Origin of the sequence: Falsiporphyromonas endometrii (assembly GCF_042654485.1) — a bacterium.
Taxonomy (GTDB): domain Bacteria; phylum Bacteroidota; class Bacteroidia; order Bacteroidales; family Porphyromonadaceae; genus Porphyromonas; species Porphyromonas endometrii.
This window is the reverse complement of sequence record NZ_JBHSGO010000196.1, coordinates 1-19,049: the sequence shown is the minus strand read 5'-3', so window position 1 is coordinate 19,049 and position 19,049 is coordinate 1. Positions and strand designations below refer to the sequence as shown.

Below are 19,049 nucleotides of genomic sequence, written 5' to 3'. Positions count from 1 at the left end.
GCTATAACTAGAATATCGCTTAACTTATGCTTGCAACGACCCACTACACGTGGATCTTCTACATTAGAAAAATAATCTTGTATATCCATAACCCAAAGATAAGCCTATTTTGATGCGGTTGCCCTGCCCCATATAACCAGTAAGGATGCTTTTCAGAAAGCTGTCGGGAAGGAAATTATAACGATCTCAAAAACTTAATCAGATTGTTCCGATCTGTTTTGGACAAAGCCTTATACTTGTCTTTTGCTGTTCGAGCTTCGCCACCATGCCACAAAATAGCCTCTTCTAATGTCTTAGCTCTTCCATCATGAAGATAATTCTCATGATTATTTACAGTTACAGTCAATCCAATACCCCATAGAGGACGTGTTTTCCACTCATTGCCTGTTGCCAAAAAATCCGAACGATTATCAGCCAAGCCATCCCCCATATCATGAAGCAACATATCAGTATAGGCATGGATGGTTTGATTTGAGAGAGCTTTTATCTTTCCGGATCCGGTCTTCATTGTCGGAATATGACATAGGGCACATCCTAATTCTGTAAAAAGATATTCCCCTCTTCTTACTCCATTATCTTTGATATTTCGTCGTGCCGGCACACCCAAAGTTTGGCAGTAGAACTCTACAGCATCAAGTTGTGATGGAGATATTTCTATGCCATTATACTTTCCATCATCACCATTTGACTGGTTACGACATGGCTCCACAGGAAAGATAGGATTACTCAACCCCATATCATTGGCCATGGCTCCGGCTGTCTGCTCCCTCACAGTAGATGTATTTGCCTTCCAGCCAAATCGGCCAAGCTCTGTACGCTTATGCTCGGCATTCCACACATAATTTGGACGACCGGAGATCTCATCTCCATTCTTGTCAGAAGGATCCGCATAGGACAATATCTCTGATTCCGGGATATATTCAAGGAGCCCTAAACCAATTACAGGCATTGCCAACCTTGGCGATAGCTCATAACTTGCAGGAAGAGGTATGTAAGGATCATATACTGAATATGTGGGCTTCTGCAATACAACTTTTGTTCCATCAGCAAAGGTTTCTACTCTTGGAGAATATTGGACCCTAAACTTAACCTCTGGTTTCAATCCAGGCACAGCCATCTGTTGTAATTGCCCACCAAATCCTTTTGCATCGATTGGACCCATAATTGGATCATTACCACTACTTATCCTTAAAAAGAAACCGGTAGTAGTATTGAGATCTTTTGGGAAAATGGCTCTTCCGTCATTCGGGTGACAAGCATTGCATGAATTATTATTGTAAAGAGGTCCGATACCCGAATTTACCTTGTTCCCGGCCGTAACAAATATGGCATCAAACAAAGCATCTCCGTCGGTATGCACATCCTCCTCTTGTTTGGACAACCCTCCAATTGGCTGACTAAAAGCATGACTTGATTGCAGAAATATGGTACCCTCTCCTCCGGAGTAATAATTGCTGATATTATAGTCTGCCAATGGTGGCTCCGGTGTATCTTCCGAACAAGAAACCGAGAAAAGGAGAGCCAATGCAGATAAAGGATAAATCAATCGTTCCATTGTTGTGTAATTTATTATTCTAAGAGCTTGATTTGAGAATACTATTCGGGAACAACATCTCAAATAGCTTCAAAGAGGATGTATCAAACATACGTTTTGGTACACCCTCTTTAACCCAAAAAGGTCAATACTGTGCTATATACAACTCTTCTAAAGAAATCTTTGGGTTGATAATTAATAACCTTACGGCTAACATACCTATTCTTCTGTCGGAGGAGCGGCATTAAAGGCCATGCCATTAAGTTTCAAAAGAAGTTCATTGAGCAATCCAACCTCTTTTTGAGCCAATTTAACCGCTTTTCGTCCAGCTGCATTGTCAGCTTTAATAGCATCTGTAAATGTTCCTGGGATATTAGAAATTGCTTTTTGAGCAACTGCAATCTGCTTAATAATTTGATTATTGAGCTCCAACAAAGCATTGTTGTTCTTCTCTTTTGCTATTGCTACAACCACCTGACTCACGCCTTTATAGTTTTTACCATTGAGTTTTCCCTCGTAAACATTTGCGACACTTTCTATATTATTGATATAATCTGTCTTTGAATTATGACTAAAACGAGATTCTTCCAAATCCGGATGAGGCTGATTGTCTTTGTGCTGATCGTCTTCATCCTTTCCATTCAAAGGATTCTCAATCTTCTCGTTACCAACCTCATTACTGATGTCAATCATACCCATTACCAACTGTTGGAAAGCTGCATCGAAAGATGGATAAGTAACATTTCCAGGATCTCCGGCAGAAGCAAGTTTCTCAGCATAAGGAGTCCAATATGTCACAAGCTTTTTGGCATTGTTACAAATATCCTCTGATGCAGCCAATAAATACTCCATCTGTCTTGGAGTAAAGACATCATAACTCTTATTTCCTGACTCTCCCCAAAGAAGATACTCTACGAGGTGAAACCCTCTGGCATCATTATTAACAGCTAAAGATTCTGCTGTGATAGATTGTGTGCCATTAAGGACATCATTCATCGCTGACACATCAACCGGCCATGAATCCAATGCCGGGTCGATGCCATTGTCACCGGTAGGACCAAAAAGAAAGGCTTCGGATTGCTCCCATGGCAAACGAGCATTGCGCCAAGCTGAACGTGCAGCATCCAAGGTTTCTTTAGAAGGGGTACTCTTGAACTTCTCTATTGCAGCTTTCAATTCATTGGCTCTGGCTACAAGAGTCTCATACGTCGGGATCATAATCTTAGTAGCTTCATCTTTAAGTGTAGACTGCTCTAAGCTTTCCAGATTGCTATTTACATCCTCTTTGCTACTGCTGCAAGCAGTGAAAGACAATGCAGCTAAAAGGCCTAATCCCATTAAAATTTGCTTTTTCATATCAAAATACGAGTTTAGGAAGTACTGAGATTGCTCCTCGCAACGGAGTCTCAATACTTAGTTGATTAAATATAGTTCTTGTTAAAATGAATAACCCATACCAATATTGATGGCTGTCTCGTGCTGATGACCTCCCAAATCTTTGGATGTGACACGGTCTATTCGTCGAGAACCAAAGACACGATCTTGATACTCTGCCTTAAACACAACATTTTTATTGAGGAACCAATTGAGGCCAAATGTGTAGGTATTTCTCTTCCATCTCGGTCTCTTGGCTACAAGGCCCTCCACCTTGTACATAGTATCATAGAAGTCATAACGACCAAAGGCAAACAGACTCTGTTTTGTATTGAGTTTAAATAGATTCAACACATTGTATCCCACCTCCAAAGAAAACCCGAGAGCTTGATGGCCTACAGGGGTCCTCTTGACTTGCAATCTGTTTGATAGAGAGGCATTCTTTCGAGAAATCAAATTTGAGTTTTGGAGTGTACCCCATAATAATACCGTATTTAATCTCCAATTTGGTCTATTCAATGAAAAGTGCCCTTCACATAAAAACAAATTGCCGGGAGTATTCTCCATATCCTTTTTGGGTCTGTTCTTGGTTGTATTATTGAAATATGCAGATACTCCCATAAAATCATCTTTATACTCACTATAGTGATAATCCAACCTTCCTGAGTAAGCCATTGACTCAGCTACAGGCATTTCAAAACGGGTCTGATAACCATTCTTAATCCAATTACGAGAGCTAAATCCGGTTGCATCCAAACCGGTAGACACAGACAGTTCGTAATCGAATCTCCTATCTAAAAAAGAGCCAAACAGCTGTATACCATTCTCATACCATCCAAGAGGAAGAAGCGTATTTTCCATCTCCTGACGTGTCACGGTAAAATATTGCGTAGGTCGATCCAAGGTTTGAGCCGAACCAATATGCAGTTTAAAGCGACCAACTCTTAGATTGGCCATTGGGTGAAGAAGCATCTCAAGGTAAAGACGCTCCAATTTGGCTTCACCTCCCTGCTCAACCTCAACCTCAAACTCGCCGGCCTCCTCTTGCGAATCAAATTCCATAGAAGCACCTGTGCCTCCATGCTCAAATTCAAATTCAGCCTTCAACTTCATCCAATCATTGATCAGATAGTTTAAGTAAATTGATAAACGCTCAAAATCAAACTTATTGGTTTGATATTTATCAGTATCAAAACGGGTGTAATTGTGATAATTGATTGTTCCATATCCGGAAACTTCAAATCGGGAAGGAGCTGACGGACCTCCCACATTTTGTTTAGTAGCACCCGAATAGGCATCTACATAACCAGTTTTAACCGAATCCTTTTCCACAACCCTAACATCATTTCCTAATAGTGGATTGGCCACTATAAAAAATAAAAAGCCCGTAAGAATGGGCTTAAGTGTCGCATTCATTTTGCTTAATCGATTTTAATAACTACACAAAAGTAGAAAGTGCATAAAATGTCATCAATACACATTATTAGGTAGATTAAGGCCTATAATTAGCAACATAAATTAACTAAAGGATACAATTAGAAGATCACATTGAATGGTACAACTTGATGAAAGACTTATTCCAAGCCGTTCCACAAACAATACCAAAGCATAGAAAAATATAACTAGCTATAAATCAACACATTATAAAAAGACACCTAAAAAGGGGCGAATGGTTATGGATAAAAGAGAATATAAAGGGGAAGAGTTTGGCACTCTTAACAATTATTAGGTATCAGTCTCATTAAAAATGAGAACTAAAACAGAAGACACATTGTATTTTATTAACAAATAAGATATCTATCATCTAAACTGGAATTGCCACTACGATAAACTGCTCATCACCCATAGCCTTTAGTCCTATTACATATGGAGTTTCTGCCTCTTTCATTTTCAATTTATCTCTCAATTGATTGGTGGTCAGTTTGAAGTTGCGACAAAAGACATTAGCTGCCTTCACCGAAGATTTGAGAGCTTTAAAGTTCTTATTATGAAAAGGGATTATCTCGTGAACCTTCAATACCCTACCCGGGAATTTGTCACATAAACAATTCGATGTGAAAATATGCGTATTAGGATGTAAAATCTGAAGTCCTAATCTTATGGCTAACGATTTAAAACCTCCCGATTTCATTATGCCCGCATTGGGTGTATAAAGATACTGAGCTATATGTTCTGCCAGCTGATATTTGGCATTTTGCTCTTCTTCTAAAGTAAAGATAAATTGATTTGCAGTTGCCAAATCAACAACAGTGATTGGTACCTGCTCCCAAGAGATCTCTTTAGACATATCACAATACAGGAGCAGTTCTTTCAATTCACCCTTTTGAGAAATAATATGCATCTCACTTGCAACACCAACAGAGAGAAGAGTATCTTTGATATCCAACATCGGAGACAACTTGATCAATAGGCGGACACTTCCATTCTGAGGCAATAAAGGGATCAGTTTGCAAACATCAGGCTGACAATCTCGGATTGCATATTTGCGCTCATACTCCTTGCCTCCCGCAATACCTGCCCTTCGAGCCGGATCAACATAAATCAAAGAGACGCCTTTACTTATAAGATCATCCAACATTGACAAAGAATCACCACAAAACACATGGGGAATACGGTCTTGGCAAAGCAAATTGTAATTGAACTTTGCAGCCTCAGCCAATTGCTCCTGCTTTTCACAGTAATAGCACATCTCAGAAGTGGCACGACTCAAATAGTACAAATCAACCCCAAGTCCTCCGGTTAAATCCGCTACCACATCTTTTTCACCAACAAACCGAGTCTTGTATTTGGCAATTGTCATAGAAGAGGATTGCTCCAAAGCAAGTTTTGATGGGATATAGACATGACTCTCAGCCCACGAAGGCAACTTGTGCTGCAGCTTACGTCTTAACTCAACTTGTAGAGCAACCGCTTTTCTTAATTCATGAGGAATGAAATTCTTGCCAAGCAAAATACGATCGGGATTCACATCTCGATACTTATCAGCAAAGCTCAATATTTCTGAGATGCAATGCATACTTATTTTCAATCTTCCTTCTCTTCCATATACCAAGATGCATACATAGAATAGTTGTGTGCTATCTTCTGATTCATCTCTGCAGACTGATCGGGATCGACCTTCTTGACAAACTTTGCAGGAACGCCGGCATAGATACAACCAGGCTCCACTTTTGTACCACCAAGTACAACAGAGCCCGCAGCGACAATAGCCCCTTTGCCAATCACAGCATGATCAAGCACAACCGCATTCATTCCAATCAACGCATAATCCTCTATCTTAGCTCCATGAATCACAACATTATGACCAACTGACACGTAGTCACCAATCTCTGTTACAGACTTTTGATAAAGAGTGTGAATACAGGCATTGTCCTGTATATTGACATGATTACCAAGACGAATACTATTGACATCGCCACGAAGCACTGCGCCAAACCAAATACTGCAACCTTCACCCATCTCAACATCGCCTACTATTGTCGAATTCTCGGCCAAGAAACAATTCTCTCCAATCTTTGGGCTAAATCCCCTAACTGACTTTATTAATGCCATACTATCTATATTAAAACTGACTTACTATTGTTGATGTAGTTTCATCAAACCCAAATATATCAATAGAAAGAGATCGTATTTATGAAATTATTTTTGGTATCTAACAGCAGAATATGACAGTAGTCAGAGCTTAAAACAAGCCAAAATATATCATAAAATCTTCTCTTATATATTTTCCATCCCAATAATCTAAAGACATCTTTGAGTTAAATAGGGCTGATCAACCCACAAGAGGTAAAATCAGCCCCACAAAGTTATCAATCATCCTTTATTCTTCAACTACAAACTTACAAGATGATTGATCATATATAATCTTTCTTATCAAATAGCTTTCGTCTTTTCCTTGAGCCATGCAGCCTCATGAGGTTCAAGCATGGGTGAAAGTGTCTCATACACACGAGCTTGATAAGCATTGTACCATGCAATTTCATCAGCCGTAAGCATAGACTTTTCTATCATATTGTTGTCAAAGTAGAAAAGTGTAAGAGTCTCAAATCCAAAGAATCTACCAAATTCTGTCTCATCCACAACCTGACATCTGACAAGGTTTTCAATACGGATACCCCATTTACCACCACGGTAAACACCCGGCTCATTAGATGTAATCGAGTTGAGCAACATCTCAGTTGGGTTATTGTCCATACGAATATTCTGGGGACCTTCATGTACATTAAGGAAACAGCCAACACCATGACCGGTACCATGTCCATAGTGAAGACCATTGTCCCACAAAGGCTTTCTGGCCAAAATATCAATCTGGTTGCCTCTCGTTCCCTCAATAAATTTGGCTGTTGCAATTGCAATATGCCCCTTCATAACCAATGTATAATCAGACTTGATCTCAGGACTTGGATGGCCATCCAAAGAAACAGTACGAGTAATATCAGTCGTACCATCATAATATTGTCCACCGGAGTCCAAAAGAAGAGTACCGGATTTCTTTACCTCGTAAGCTGACTCATCGTTGGCTCTGTAATGTACAATAGCTCCATGATCGTTATATCCTGCAATCGTATCAAAGCTGTCACCATAATAAAGGTCCTGCTTAGCTCTAAAGTCTGCCAATACTCGATCAATATCAACCTCGGTCACTTTTTCTCCTTTATCCAAAGCTGATTCCAGCCACATAAAGAAACGAGTCAAAGCAACTCCATCACGTTTCATGGCAGCACGAACACCATTCAATTCTGTTTCATTCTTAACAGCTTTCATGAGAGCAATGGGAGAAACTCCACTTACGATACGACATTCTTTTGGGACAGCTCTAAAGAATGCCTCATTGGTTCTTGCTCCATCAACAAACACCTTAGATTCTTTAGGAAGCTTTGAAACAAATTCATAAGCCTCTTCATAAGGCCTGATCTCAATACCCTGCCCTTCTAAAATAGTGCGAAGCGACTGAGGAATCTTTTCGTTTAATACAAACAAAACAGCCTTATCGTCATTGATAAAACCATATGCAACACCTACCGGATTGCATTCCACATCACGGCCACGAACATTAAAGACCCAAGCTAATTCATCGATCATCGTGATGATATAGCTATTGGCTCCATGACTATGCAAAGCTTCCCTTACTCTATTAATCTTATCTTTAGCTGATTCGCCGGCATATTTTACAGGTTGGTCAAACAATTCGCCTTTTGGAAGTGATGGTCTATCTGCCCAAACATCAGGGCCGAAGAGATCTTCAGAAACATCAAACTTAATACCAAAGTTGTCCAAATGAGCCTCCATAGCCATAGCTTCCCCGTGCGAATAACACTTACCATCACAAGCAACCACCTGTCCGGCTTGAAGCGTTTTGGTTAAGTATTGTTCTATACTGGGGGTTTCTGGCAAACCTTCCTTAAACAACTGTATGCCGGTGCCTTCAAGCTGCTGTCCGGCTTGTAAGAAATATCTTGAATCGGTCCAAAGTCCTGCCTCTTTTTCTGTTACTACCACGGTCCCTGCACTTCCTGTAAATCCCGAAATCCATGAACGAGACTTCCACTTTTCCGGTGTATATTCACCCAAATGGGCATCAGCTGAAGGAACTAAATATGCAGAAAAGCCATACTTTTTCATTGCAGCTCTGAGACGCTCTATTCTATTCTTAATTTCTTCCATAGATATATTTATTTATTGTTTTGATTTACTATTCTCAAAGGTAGCGATTATTGATGAAGAATGTTACAACAAATCCGGTTTCTTGGTGATAAAACAGATCTTATAAGCAGGTTTGAATTCTTACAAAACACTTATTAACCATTCTTCAATTGTTTATCCCTGAATGCCATTATAAGGGTCTTTCAACAAAGAGGGAATAAATTCCAAGGCAAAGTTGAGACAATATATTATTTGTGTTGTGGAGCCAAAAGATCAAGTACCGTTTTGACAGGTGCAAACGTAGACAAGGGTACTTCCACAAAAAGAGTCAGCCAATAATGCATTGCCCCATTCCATAGGCCGGGAAGTTCAAGGCCAAGCAAAGACTTGCCATTGTATGTCTTTTCAGATACAAAAGCAGTACTCGGATTGACAAATCTCGACAAACGATAATATCCACCTTCCGGCTTCAACTTCGAACAAACCAAATCAACGGGATTAAAGAATTGACCATTTTCGAAGAAAGCCATCTGCTCACTGTCCTTTTTATTGATTTGAGAACTTTCTAATATCTGAAGCGAACTGGACCCATCAGGCTCCCTCACAATAAACGGACCTCCTCCAGGAGCTCCTTCATTGCGAACCATACCACAAACCCTTATCGGGCGGTCAAGCTTTCTCAGCAAACTTTCGGCCAATGCATCATCACTATCCAAATCTGTCTCCGGAAGATCAACGCAAAAATTGTTATGCAAAAATTTAATCATCTCCTGCATATCACTACTGCTTGCCTTCTTTGCTTTGAGCAGATTGACATATCTAAATACCTTCTTTCTGACCGCAATCAATATGCCGGCCAATAGTTGCTTGTATATAATCGTGTCGCACAGGTGCTCTGCCGGCACAACATTATCAATATTCTTGATAAAGATTATATCTGCATCAAGTTCATTCAGGTTCTCAATCAAAGCGCCATGGCCACCAGGTCTAAATAATATTTCTCCTGACGGAAGCCTAAATATCTCCCCTTCAGGAGTAAGAGCAATCGTATCTGTTGAAGACTTTTGCACACTCATCGAGATATCAAAACGCATACAATAATAATCTTCGTACTCCTCTTTTTTCTTCTTAATAAGATTTTCAAAGGCTCCTCTAAACTTTTCTGAAACCGTAAAATGAAGTTTTACCTTTCCGGAACTTGGTTTTGCATAGCTCACAGCTTCTACCATATGCTCCTCTACAGCTGTTCTCGGAGAGCGTAATCCGTGGTGGAATAGCAGAAGACCCTTCGGCATATTGCCATAATTGATACCTTTTTCGGTAAGAAGATTCTTTACAACTGTCTTATAATCTTTGGTAGAAATAAGTCTCTGAATAGGTTTCCATTCATTTCTCAAACAAGACTCATTAAGAAGTTCAAAAAATGCAAATTCATCAATATGATCAAAAAACATCTTCTCTTGTTCTGTTTGAGGCTCATCATAAGGGGCATCCAAGAAATTGTACAAATCCTTAAACATCCGAGTGGCTGCACCGGAAGCCGGCACCATCTTACACACATTACTCTCCGAAGAATGCAAATAATCATTCCACAGATCCATATATATTGAATAATCTTCACGATTAACGTGTATTACACCACGTTCAAGAGATGCCGAAGCTATAATTTCAGGATAAGGTGTCCCATCAATAATCATCTGAATACGCTCCAAAGCCAAATCATAGTCCATTCCATGAGCTTCGAGTTGCATAAGATCTTGCGGGCTAAACAAATGAGATAAAAATTCTTCTTTTTCTTCCATTCCGAAAAGGTTATAGATTTACATTCTTGTGTAAAAATACAAACTTCAATCATCATTTCAAACATTGCAAATTATAGATTGCGGCAAGCAATCAAAGTGGCTGTGTCAAAACTTCACTCGCATCGAATCAACTATCATTTGTAAAAATCAATCGCTATCAAAGAGCAAAACTCAATGATAGCGATTGATTTTATTTAATTAAAAGAGCTGCGACTGTCGAGGTAAAAGAGTTTTCTTACAATTCCATATTTTCAAACAGCCTTTTTCTATAAGATGAACTTACTTTGATGATTGATGCTATTTAGCCTCTTCTATATGAATTTTCTTTGCACGTAGTTTGAATTGATATGCATATCCCAGTGCTGATAGTATAAAATAGAATCCGGCTTGCAGCCATAGCATAAAGTGATAATTTGCAATGATGCTCATCGACGCTCCCATACTGTTGAGTGCTACAAAGCCTCTTGCTCCAAAAGTACTTGGTATCAGTTGCGAAAAGTACTGCCAAAATTGTGGCATAGCTTCCGTTGGCCAAGGAATACCTGTAAGGAATAGGAAAGGCAATGAAGAGAAAGCCACAAGCAACATACTCTCTTCTCTGTTTCTAATGAAACATGAAATAAATAGAGAAAAGAAGGTACAAGCGAGTAAGTAAGGCAAAATGAACAATGCCAATGTGAGAGGGTTGGCCAATCTCGGCAAGTCAAAAATTGCGGGAACCGCCAACAAGATCCAAACACAAACAATGGCATAAATCATGATATAAGCAATGCTCTTGCCAAATACGATACGCAAAGGACCTCTCACATCACTTGCAACAGAAATAAGCAAATGGTTGCGATTTCGCTCCCTATTGGTACCGGCAAGCATACCTACACCCATAATCATCGTTTGTTGAATGATCAAAATCAACACCACAGGCATCAAGAATGAAGCATATCCGGAAGCGGCATTGAAGTAAGCAATATCTTTATTTGGCAAAGGTCTAATTAAGATCTCGGCCTGTTCACCTGTTGCATCTGTCTCATGATTTTTGACAAACTCTCTCCCCATCTTAAGTGAAACATCATTTAAGACGAGCATAAAGTTTTTGTAGTATAAGATACTCGAAAGATCACTGTATAAGGTCACTTCCGTTTGCTTGCCTTCATAGATACTTTTTCTAAATCCATTTGGAATACGAGCTATGGCATACGCCTCTTTTCTCTTGAGCATCTCGGCTGCTTCATTGGCATTAACCGTAACAGACACGACATCCACACCCTGTGTTGCATTGACCATACGAATAAACTTCCTGGACAAATCGGTATGATCCATATCCACTACGACCAACTTTGATTTGACAGCAATTTCATTGTTATAAAAGTATGTATACAAGAGTGGATAAAAGAGAGGTACTACAAAGAACAAGATAATCACCCCTTGGTCCCGAAAAGTATCCTTCAATTCGCGCAACCAGATGAAGTAAGTATCTCTGATACCATCACGTATATTAAATCGTTTACCCATAAGTTAAGGCATATATTTAAATTCTATCAAGGCTCTCTTGAGTCGTCTCATTGTCAACATAGGCAATAGACAGAATGACACCAAAAACGCATAAGAGAACAATGAATAATAAACCGCTCTTGCATTAAGAGCCTGATCTACATAGATGAGGAAATAATGTCTCAGAGGGAATATATACGACAGCGCTTGAATAGCCGGTGGCATAGCAGTCAGCGGGTAAGTAAAACCAACTATCGAAAACGAAAGCATTCCCAAAAGTGTCGCAAAGCTAAGCCCCAAGCGAGGAGTAGGAAGTACAGATATAAAGAAAATACCCATTGCTTGTGATGCCACTATCAACAACATCAGATTGGCTATCATAGGTCCCCAGCCATTGCCCATAGGGAAGCTATTATACCCGTAGAGAGAGGCCAGCATAAACAATCCCACGACAAAAAATATCAAAAAATGGACAGATAGTTTGCCAAGTAGTGCCAATGAAATGGACCCCTTAGATCGTCTAAGCCACTCTCTGGCTGTCTTTAGTTTTATCTCCATCCCTATTGCATATGCCGTCACCATAAAGATCATAAGCTGCAATATACCGGGCAATATAGTATTGTTGAGATAAATCGAATAGTTTAGCCAGCGATTACCAAGGACATAAGAAGAGACTTTGATAGGCTGTATTCGAGCCATGGCATCCTCTGTAGGGACACCTCTGGCTTCGGCAAAAGACAGAATCACCTTACCATTGGCAAGCTCCGACATCATCTTCATATCCCTAAATGTCAGACTCCCTGCCATTAGATAACAAGCATTGAAATAATAGGAAATTTCCGGACGAGCTCCTTTGATTACATTCGCGGCAAAGCCGTCGGGGATATAATATATACCATAGATCTGTCCTTTCTGCATAGCTATCCTTGCCTCATCAAATGAGGTGGTACGCATCTTGACATCACTCTGCTGCTGTACTCCAAGATTGCGAATAAGTGCCCTCGAATATATGGTGTTGTCTTGGTCTACTACAGCTACCGGAAGGCCCTGAGGCAACCCCACACTCATAATATTCAAGAAAAAGAATACACAAAAGACCGGGACAACAACCATACAAAAAAGATATGGTCCCTTGCCCAATCTTTGCAATTCTCTTTTTTGCACTTCCCAAACGATACGAAAACGTTTCAGCATATCTCCAGGATCAGCAATTATTGGTATCTACCTTCTAATACAACGGACATACCGGGGAGAAGGTTAGTTACATTTTCATTTTGTACAGGTACCGCTGTTATCTCGAGCGTACGCAAATCAATTTGCTCAGAAGGTTTGGATGCTTTCCAAGCTGCATAAGTACCCATATCATGGATTTTAGTTACACGGAATGAATACTCTTTATTCTCAACAGCCGGAACTTTTCCTTTGATAATACTGCCAATACGAATATCACCAAGAAGATCTTCACGCATCGTAAAGATGACTTTCTTTTTACTCGGATCATAAATATTCATGATAGGAGCTCCACTTCCCACAAGCTCTCCCGCATGTGGAAAGATCTCACTTACAAGTCCATCAATAGGAGAAACCAAATGCCCCTCTTTGAGATAAGCATCTACCTCTTTGATAGCACCACCGGCTTTTTCAGCCAAACCGGCCGCAGCCTGTTTATCCTGCCATTGAGCTCCGTTAAGAGCCATCTGATATTGACTATGAGCCGCTTTTTCGGTAGCTACCATTGCCTCATATTGAGCCTTCACTTCATCGTACTTTTGGGCCGGTACAACCTCCTTCTCATAAAGTCTTTTGATACGATTGAAGCTCTGCTCGGCTATCTTTAGACCAGCCTTGGCTTTCTGCCACATTTCAAATGCCTGTTGTTTAATCTCACTTCGAGTGCCATCATCAGCTTTTGCCTTCATCGCATCTGCCGACATTTGAGCACCTTTTGCCTGAACGAGCTTGGCATCTACCTCGGGTGTGAAAATTCTTACAACAGTATCTCCGGCCTTGACCATTTGTCCCTCTTCCACGAAAAACTGTGCAATACGTCCCGGCACCTTACCTGACACTCGGATTTCATCTACCTCCACCTGACCAACGATTGGGACGGGTTTAGGTTTCAAGAAAAAGATACCAACGAGGGCAATTGCCGCAATAACAACAATCACCACAATAAACGCGAGCAGCATATTATTTACATTAAACTGCTTCGACTTATTCTCCTTAATGTTTTGGTTTTGAGTTTCCATTTATAATAGGCTTCTGTAAGACATCAAATATATTTCATTCAGCAATCGGCATAATACCAACGGCACGCTCATATTTACCTTGAGCCAGACGCAATGAGATATGAGCATCTATCAAAGCATCTCCGGCCTGAATCCATGCTGTCTGTGCAGCTGTAAGATTGATTACGGGGATTACACCCTCTTTATATCCTACCCTCGCATAACGAAGGTTTTCGTCTGCATTTTGCTTATTTACAATAGCTGTATTGAGCTGCTTATAGGCTTCTTCGAGATTAAGCCTTGTCTGATTGATCTGCAAATTGATTTTGTTTCGTGCATCTTCCGTTTCAAGTTTTCGAATAGCCAGCCCCTCTGAAGCTCCATTGTACTTAAAAGCTCCACTGACAATACCGGTAAGAGGGACACTGACAGCAACTCCGACATGATAAGTACCACCCAAATTGTGACTTACCTTATCTCCCCAAACATTTGGATTGGTAAGCGAATAACCACCTATCAAAGCCACATGTGGAAGCATGTCCGCAGCTACCATCTTGCGATTGTACTTGAATACCTTTTCTGCAGCTGTAAGGCTCTTTATTTCAGGTCTTCTTTCGATCACACTTTGAATATCGAGATCATCCATCTTTTGTGGAAGCAAATCTGTATCTGAATTTAGACGTCCATCCTCTTCATCTACCAAAGACAACTTGATAGATGGATCAAGTCCCAACCTTTGAGACAGTAGCATTCTGGATAGTTCGAGGCCATTCTCAACTTTGGTAAGCGTTACTTCGGCATCACTCTGCTTTACTTTTACAGACAACACATCAGCCTTTGTAGCAATACCTTGCTCATACAAGACTGTCACATCTTTGAGTGCATCATTGAGAAGTTTAAGATAAGACTTGCTCAACCTCAATTTACTGCTCAGAGCTACCACTTGCCAATAAGCCTCATCAATACTTGCATAAGTATCTCTCGTCTTCATTTGAAGACCACCTTCTTTGATAGCAATTGCCTCGTGTGCCATATTTTTAGCCGCCACAATCTTACCACCCATAAAAAGAGGCTGGATTACATTGACTGCCGCAAAACTCACTGAGGACATATCCAATTTTGTACGCTCCTTGATCATGTTAGGAATAAGCGGAGAAAATCCCCCAAAAATCCGATCATAATCAATGGGCTGAAGGTCATCCCCAAATTTAAATGCTCCACCATACAAAGTGGCTTGAGGGAAGAAGTTGACACTCACTTCCTTCTCTTTGAGTCGGGCTGCCTCAATCTCATGTTTTGCTACAGCAATCTCCTTATTTTGCTTAGTTGCCAAACGATAGCAACTATCAAGAGAGATTGGTGTTTGAGCTGACATTTGCTCAATACTGATAGAGCCTATGGTAAGTATGGCTGCTATCGGAACAACGACTTTTCTAATTATCGACATAATGATATTTCTTTATCAATGCATTAGAGTTAGGATAATCAAAACAACAAAAGTTTAATATCGATCAAAACTAAGACAGACAAAAAACGATGTTACCAAACGATTATACCATCCAATCACTACTAAATCATATACGTTCAAAGCTATAAGTTTCTCTTTTCGAATGGTCAAATATATTTAGACCAAGAACGGCAATATCCAACAAAGAGTAAACTTAATCTGCCAACACAAAGATCAACATCTGATTCGATGGCTCCTATACTTCTTACTGCATACGAAAGATTGTAACCTTTTAAATAAAATAGGAGGCAAAACTACATAGTAAAACTTCTTTGGCCTCCATCGATGCACCTCCTAAGAATATACATCATTAACCACATTCAATGCAAGTTTAAGATCTCTTAGGCATACACGACATTTCAAAGGTAAATACTTATTGTCGGACGGCAAAAATTATTGTCAAATAAATTGGGCTTTTGATAATAATTTAAGTCGAAGAGATTTTGAGACTTAGAAGATTTTAAGGCAAAGTGGTGTATCATTGATGCAACACAATCTGACTTCAAATTGACAATACCTTGGATTTTTAGTACCTTAGCAACATCTTAAGTTTGAAAACCATGGAAATACTCTTCTTACTCACTATACTTTTAATGATCGTACAACATGGCAGATTACACTGCCAGGAGTCAAGGGTATGTCCATTGTACTTCAGAAAAATTGCCATACCGGCAAACATCAAAAATAACCACCTCTTTCTTTTTTCTTCATGTGCTGTGAGGTACATAGAAAGAAGCCTTTATTTGTTAAATAATATTACTCCATATTATCTTCAAAAAGAGCTTTTAACACCTCTTATTTATACTAAATTTCATTCATTCCGGGGTTAGGGAACTCTGACCTTATACACACTTTGCCCGTTTTATTAGTACAAAACGGGCTTTTTTATGCGCTATTTTAACAAATAAACTCGCGCGAGAAGCAATCTGTTCTCGCGCGACTTTCGATCCGATCTCGCGCGACCTTGACATGCAAAGTCGCGCTACTTCAGGTGCAACCTCGCGCGAGTCTACCCTCAAGGTAGCGCGAGAATGGATTGCAAGTCGCGCGACCTTCCAAAAAAGGCGGCCTAAAGTCCATTTTTAAGCCGCCAACTTGTCAATAAAAAACAGCCTATACATATATTAACATTCAGATAGAACGAAATCGTCCTATCATACACAGATTTTGTGAATAATGAGCCTCTTTTTAGGTCAAAAAAAGATTGTTTTTAGATCTAATTAGGCTTAAAACAATTTACATTATTTATAAAAACAGGTAGATATATAAAGAAAACAAACATTATTAATCTGATTGTATTTATCATTCTCGTTGGGAGTCCTTTCCATCTCAAGAGACAGACAAACCACTACGTATCACTACGTTTGGACAGTGTGGTAATTCCTTTTTGAGCAATTTCTTTGACATTTGTCAGCAGATACTTTTTGAATCTATATCCCTTCTTTTCACCCGTCTTGCTTCTTCTTTGTCACTTTTCGCCGAGAACGTCTCCAAAAATTATTTTTACTTAGTTTTCCGCATCGTATAAGTAAATTCTAAAAAATTTACATTACCTTTGGAAATAAGGATTTTATATTATATAAACCAGTTTTCTTACGTAGTCTTTTTCTCTTTTACTTGGAATATTCAGTTTATTCTGTAACAGAACTGATTTCTATCAAAAATGCAATGGTTACCGAAAAAGCAGTTTATACAGGAAATAGCCAAGAAAATGCACTAAAAAACCTAAATGCCAATCATATGAAAAAAAGTTTCATTTTATTCCTATTCGTAATTTTTTCTATAGGAACTTTGTGGGCTCAATCTGAAGTTGAGACACGAGGATGCATCACTGACAAAGCAGGCGAACCTTTGGTAGGAGCTGTTGTTGTTTTTAAAAATCAGTCTGATAGTCTTGCGACATTTCCAGCCGTCACAGATGGCAATGGATGCTTCAAACAACTTTTATCCCCATCACGGTATTCTTATACTATTTCTTATATGGGAGAAAAATACACACCGGATTACAATCTTCTGACTGTAAAAGATCAAATCATTAACCTTGGAACAATTAGTATATCACTAAAAGACGTTCAATTAGATGAAGTTGTTGTAAAGGGGACTCGTCCATTCGTTTCATACAAAGGGGCAAATCCAGTATATAATTTAAATGCCAATCCGAGTATTAAGGGGAGCAACTTATTGGACGGTATCAAGTATTTACCCGGTATTTACCAAAGTAGTGATGCAGGATTGAGTGCTTATGGCATCTATAATGTAACAATTGCTCTGAATGGTCGTGTGTTGCTGCGCCCCAAAGAAGAGGTCTTATCCTATCTTACCACATTCAGTACGAGTGATGTTGAGAGTGTAGAAGTAATACGCAATCCCGGGCCCGAGTATGGCAAAAACTTGGATGTTGTACTCAACATCATAACCAAAAAGAAATCTTGGCAAGACGAGGCGAATCTTTTCGCTTCCTCTGATATTACTTGTCAAAGAGGCGATCTGTTCTCTGAAGCTTTAAGAGGACGTTTTAACCTGAACAAGGGAATTTCTCGCAATTATATTTTTTCCTCCTTTTCTAACATCAAACGTAAGGAGACCTTAGAAACCACATTTGGCATCGATACCACCAACATCACACCTCGCAGACTCTATAGTATAGGAGGTGGATCAGATCTTCAACTGTCAAAGTATTCTCTCTTAGGCGGTAGAGTGGGCTATTCTAAGATTACAGAGTCTTTGAGAAACAATCACACTTCTAAAATAAAACTTGATCGTGATGTAGTAACCGGAACTCTGTACCATCACCTCAATGGGCATAACTGGGCTTGGGATGTCAATGGAGATATGTTGTTTAGTAAAAATGATATTTTGTATCAATATCTCCAAGAGAAGGCATCTTCGGAGCATGATAATAAAACTCAATCTTATCGTGTTACATCGAACTTCTTTTATCGATTCTCTCCGTCTTTCAAAATACAAACCGGCATTGTCAGCAATCACAACCTACTCAATGAGAAAACACAGGAAGGTCAACTTGACTTGAGATATAAGGAACACCAAAACTCTCTCTATTCCACATTCTATTATCATAATAAGAGTTTAGATGGGAGAATGGGGGTAAGAGTTAATAATGATATTAGAACCTTATCGGGGGTTGCGGCTCAAGATGGAAAACAGAGGTGGAGCTGGTGGAACTGGCAACCCTACTTTGGTATAGATTATGGTATAGCTCGGCATCATTTACTCTCGTTGGCCATGTCTTCATATTACAATAGGCCAAAGTTTAGAGATCTACTCCCATATACGTCCGGATCTTCGGGATTCTTGATGCGAAAAGGAAATCCAGACCTAAAGAATAGTTTTAGAAGCTGTTTAAAAATTATTCAGAGAATTTATTAAGCAATATTTTGCAGAAAGCAAGTTGAACCATAGCCTCTGCAGTAGCGGCATGAAACTCATAATCAATCGTCAGTCTTCTAAAATTT

Annotated in this window: 12 protein-coding genes; 1 reads left to right on the top strand and 11 read right to left on the bottom strand. The window is 39.5% G+C overall.

The window, feature by feature from the left end:
• Positions 1-175: 175 nt before the first annotated feature.
• The 11 genes from ACFO3G_RS07240 to ACFO3G_RS07190 all read right to left on the bottom strand — a co-directional run bounded on the left by ACFO3G_RS07240 (position 176) and on the right by ACFO3G_RS07190 (position 15,516).
• A complete protein-coding gene (locus ACFO3G_RS07240; protein ID WP_380079414.1) occupies positions 176-1,555 on the bottom strand; it encodes a di-heme oxidoreductase family protein in 1,380 nt (459 codons plus the stop codon).
• 198 nt (positions 1,556-1,753) lie between these two features.
• Complete coding sequence (locus ACFO3G_RS07235; RefSeq protein ID WP_380079412.1) at positions 1,754-2,890, bottom strand: imelysin family protein; 1,137 nt, start codon at positions 2,888-2,890, stop codon at positions 1,754-1,756.
• Positions 2,891-2,971: 81 nt separating this feature from the next.
• A complete protein-coding gene (locus ACFO3G_RS07230) occupies positions 2,972-4,324 on the bottom strand; it encodes an autotransporter outer membrane beta-barrel domain-containing protein (RefSeq protein WP_380079410.1) in 1,353 nt (450 codons plus the stop codon).
• A 388-nt stretch (positions 4,325-4,712) separates the two neighbouring features.
• Complete coding sequence (locus ACFO3G_RS07225) at positions 4,713-5,924, bottom strand: THUMP-like domain-containing protein (RefSeq protein ID WP_380079408.1); 1,212 nt, start codon at positions 5,922-5,924, stop codon at positions 4,713-4,715.
• 8 nt (positions 5,925-5,932) lie between these two features.
• Positions 5,933-6,460 (bottom strand): gamma carbonic anhydrase family protein, encoded by a 528-nt coding sequence (locus ACFO3G_RS07220; protein WP_380079406.1) that lies wholly within the window; start codon positions 6,458-6,460, stop codon positions 5,933-5,935.
• A 321-nt stretch (positions 6,461-6,781) separates the two neighbouring features.
• Complete coding sequence (locus ACFO3G_RS07215; RefSeq protein WP_380079404.1) at positions 6,782-8,572, bottom strand: aminopeptidase P family protein; 1,791 nt, start codon at positions 8,570-8,572, stop codon at positions 6,782-6,784.
• 227 nt (positions 8,573-8,799) lie between these two features.
• Positions 8,800-10,353, bottom strand: coding sequence for a DUF4301 family protein (locus ACFO3G_RS07210; protein WP_380079402.1), 1,554 nt, complete (start codon positions 10,351-10,353; stop codon positions 8,800-8,802).
• Between the two features lie 297 nt (positions 10,354-10,650).
• Entirely contained in the window at positions 10,651-11,862 is a 1,212-nt protein-coding gene (locus ACFO3G_RS07205; RefSeq protein ID WP_380079400.1) for an ABC transporter permease, read from the bottom strand.
• A gap of 3 nt (positions 11,863-11,865) precedes the next feature.
• Positions 11,866-13,035, bottom strand: a complete 1,170-nt coding sequence (locus ACFO3G_RS07200) for an ABC transporter permease (protein WP_380079398.1) — start codon at positions 13,033-13,035, stop codon at positions 11,866-11,868.
• A gap of 17 nt (positions 13,036-13,052) precedes the next feature.
• Positions 13,053-14,090 carry an HlyD family secretion protein gene (locus ACFO3G_RS07195; RefSeq protein ID WP_380079396.1) on the bottom strand — a complete coding sequence of 346 codons (1,038 nt, stop codon included), beginning with the start codon at positions 14,088-14,090 and terminating at the stop codon, positions 13,053-13,055.
• A 34-nt stretch (positions 14,091-14,124) separates the two neighbouring features.
• The gene (locus ACFO3G_RS07190) at positions 14,125-15,516 is read right to left on the bottom strand and encodes a TolC family protein (protein WP_380079394.1); all 1,392 of its coding nucleotides are present in this window, start codon (positions 15,514-15,516) and stop codon (positions 14,125-14,127) included.
• A 1,728-nt stretch (positions 15,517-17,244) separates the two neighbouring features.
• On the opposite strand from ACFO3G_RS07190, the gene ACFO3G_RS07185 reads away from it, so the two are divergent.
• Complete coding sequence (locus ACFO3G_RS07185; RefSeq protein ID WP_380079392.1) at positions 17,245-18,963, top strand: TonB-dependent receptor; 1,719 nt, start codon at positions 17,245-17,247, stop codon at positions 18,961-18,963.
• Positions 18,964-19,049 lie beyond the last annotated feature (86 nt).